Raw genomic sequence first — 3,137 nt, 5'->3', positions numbered from 1 at the left:
GCCTATGAAAAAATAAAATCACAGATCACTTGCACCCCCAAAATGGAAAACTTAGCTTTACTTTAAACCCGAAACACTACACAAGCCTTGGTTCACTTTAGTTTGACGACGTACAGTTTTAAATTTAAATTTTCTTCGTTTTGCGAGAGGTTTAGATTCATTTCCTAATATCATCTATTCTTCTATTTTAAATTTACCGAGTCTTTAAGCACCGGTGGCGTAGTCGTCTGATCAATTGGGGGGCCTACTCCCGATTTTAAATCAATAGCGTTAAAAATAGTAAAACATATTATTATTGCGCCAAATAAAACAAAAAAGGTGCCCGGTGCGGCTTTTTTCACTGTCAATTTATAATTTTTAAAACTTGCATCAACATCACCGCTTTCATTAAATATTCCTTTAACAAAAAGCATATAGCCCAATATAATTATTATAAGGCCTACAAAAAGACATGTTATTTTGTACCAAAAAATATATTCCACAATATTTTTAAAATATTGAATTAAAGCTATTAACTAAATTTCAAATATGCAAGCAAAATAAAATTCTGATTGATAATATTTTAATTGCTTTTTTTATTATGAATTGAACGATGCTATAGGTACTAATATTTGCTGATATTCGTAACCCACACTGGTCGAGCCTGGGACTTCTTCCTAAAATGCATTAAATTTCAGCTAAAATACTATCGTTAGGGTTGTTTATAGAATATTCTCCGAACGTCCCCCGTTGACCGTAATATGTTGTACGATGGTCTCTGACTTCGGACAGTTATGCCTGTAGTTTAACCCACTTACGCATCAAGCGGAGGGGTAGCATTTGGCCGCCCGTATCTTTTACTTCGGATCCTCGCAGGCTATTGCTATTATCCCAAAGGGCACGGTGAAAAGGTATACCCCAACCTTTCATATCCCGATAATTTTGCGTATATTGCATGGAAGCCGGGTAGCCTTGGTGTTTGGGCTTAGGTACAAAAGTTCTTTGAAAATATACCCATATTTACCCATGTGCGGGAAAGGATGCAAGAGCCGAGAATCAAGAATTAAGACAAAAAGTAAAATGTTTCAGTACCCATATTTACCGATGTACTGAAAAAGGAATCATGATGCAGGAATCAAGACAAGTTACATTGAAATATACCCATATGCGGGAAAAGATGCGAAACTTGTTTGCACTTAATGGTAATGGGAGTTCAAACTACCTTGATAATATTCACCGGGCAGGCTTTCGCTACCTCGAGTGTTTGTTGATTGTTGTTATGGCTCAAAACAAATATAAACACATCCTTCTTTTGGGTTGATTTGAGCAAGGTGGCTTTACCATCTTTCATCGACATCCGCCATAGCTCCGGTTGCAACTCGGCACAAATACCACACCCAATGCACTTGTTTCGATATTGAATAACCTTACTCATTTATCGTATCCACAATTTTGTACAACTTATCATGAGCGGTAATTTTCGTTTCAAACGGGAATGTTATTTTATCGCCCTTAACTGCTTCGTGGCTTTGTTTGCCGTTTACTGTTAATGTTTCCGCTTTTTCTTTTACCATTCCGCAATGGTGCCCGGTTATCATTAAAGTATCGCCGGGTTTAATGCTCCCGGTTTCAATAATAAATTCGGCCACGTTTATTTTGGGATAATACCTGCTGCCTTTGCCCACGTATATCTTCTTTTCGGTAGCTGCCGAACCCGGATTGTTTGTCCATTCGCCCAGTTTGTGGCCTAAATAATACCCCTCCCAAAAACCACGGTTGTAAACAGTGGATAGTCGCTTCAACCAATCGTCAATTTTATCATTGGTATAGCTGTTGTTCGCAATGGCGTCCAAAGCCTCCCGGTAACATTGCGTTGTTGTAAAAACATAATCGGCGCCCTTGCTTCTTCCTTCTATTTTCAATACGCTGACCCCGGTTTTTAACACCTGGTCGAGAATGCCAATGGTACATAAATCCTTAGGCGACATGATATATTCGTTATCTATCAGCAGTTCATCATTTGTTTCTGCATCTTTTACCAGATAGGGCCTGCGGCAGTTTTGCGTACACGCGCCCCGATTGGCCGATGCATTTTGTGTGTGCAAACTCAAATAGCATTTACCCGATACGGCCATACACAACGCACCATGGATAAACACCTCAATTTTCATCAACTCGCCCGATACACCTTTGATTTTTCGCCTCTTTATTTCCTTCACGATATGCGCCACCTGTTTCAAAGTAAGCTCCCTTGCCAGTACAACCACATCGGCAAAGCGTGAAAAAAATTCTACCGTTTCTATGTTACTTACATTGGCCTGCGTAGAAATATGCAGCGGTATATTAAGTTGGTTGCATTGGGCTATTACAGCAAAGTCGGAAGCGATAACTGCATCGATATGGTATTTTTTTACTTCTTTTAAAATATTGTCCAACAACTGCATATCGTGGTCATACATCACGGTATTGAGTGTAATGTATGATTTAACCCCATTAGCCTTGCAAATAGCCGTGATTTGCTGTATGTCGTTTACCAAAAATGAGTTAACTGACTTTGCCCGCATATTCAATTGTTCCACACCAAAATAAACAGCATCGGCACCACCGTTTATGGCTGCCTGTAAACATTCAAATGAACCAACAGGTGATAACAACTCAATTTTAGTCTCTTTCATAAAAAGGATGATACCCGGCAAAAATAATAATTTAATGAGCGGCCTGTTTTTAATCCGGGGCTTTTTGGGGCAAATGTGACCAGTATCATTTCCGCAATGACGGGAATAGTATAGAATGCACCGTTTTACAAATAACAGTATGCTAACGGAGACTTTTAAGAACAATGCCCAAACAAAAATACATCAATACAACAAAGCCGTTGTTGCCTGGTTAGGCATTGGGGTAGGTATGCTGATGGTCCAGATACTTTTGGGCGGAATCACCCGCTTAACCGGTTCTGGCTTGTCTATTACCGAATGGAACCCGCTGATGGGTGCTCTGCCGCCGTTAAACCAGCATGCCTGGCAGCAAAGTTTTGATAAGTATCAACAGATAGCGCAATTTAAAAGGGTCAATAGCGATTTTACCCTGGCCGACTATAAAGCGATTTTCTTTTGGGAATGGTTACACCGCGAATGGGCAAGAATGATGGGGCTGGTATT

The 3,137-nt window shown here is 39.8% G+C and carries 4 protein-coding genes; 1 reads left to right on the top strand and 3 read right to left on the bottom strand.

From position 1 onward, the window contains the following. Positions 1 to 182: 182 nt before the first annotated feature. From QZX97_RS11780 to QZX97_RS11770, 3 genes are all read right to left on the bottom strand, one after another. Positions 183 to 413, bottom strand: coding sequence for a hypothetical protein (locus QZX97_RS11780; protein ID WP_295648239.1), 231 nt, complete (start codon positions 411 to 413; stop codon positions 183 to 185). Between the two features lie 779 nt (positions 414 to 1,192). Next, positions 1,193 to 1,414: a ferredoxin gene (locus QZX97_RS11775; RefSeq protein WP_295648237.1), complete on the bottom strand. Its 222-nt coding sequence runs from the start codon at positions 1,412 to 1,414 to the stop codon at positions 1,193 to 1,195. After that, positions 1,407 to 2,654: a peptidase U32 family protein gene (locus tag QZX97_RS11770; protein WP_295664665.1), complete on the bottom strand. Its 1,248-nt coding sequence runs from the start codon at positions 2,652 to 2,654 to the stop codon at positions 1,407 to 1,409. Before QZX97_RS11770 ends, QZX97_RS11775 begins: the two co-directional genes overlap by 8 nt. Before the next feature lie 139 nt (positions 2,655 to 2,793). Between QZX97_RS11770 and QZX97_RS11765 the strand changes: the two genes are divergently transcribed. Then, positions 2,794 to 3,137, top strand: a 344-nt coding sequence (locus QZX97_RS11765; protein ID WP_295664664.1) for a COX15/CtaA family protein, incomplete at its 3' end; no start/stop codon positions are given.

It is taken from the genome of uncultured Mucilaginibacter sp. (assembly GCF_903893715.1).
Classification (GTDB): domain Bacteria; phylum Bacteroidota; class Bacteroidia; order Sphingobacteriales; family Sphingobacteriaceae; genus Mucilaginibacter.
Note: the sequence above shows the minus strand (reverse complement) of the source record. Positions and strands in the feature narration are given on the sequence as shown.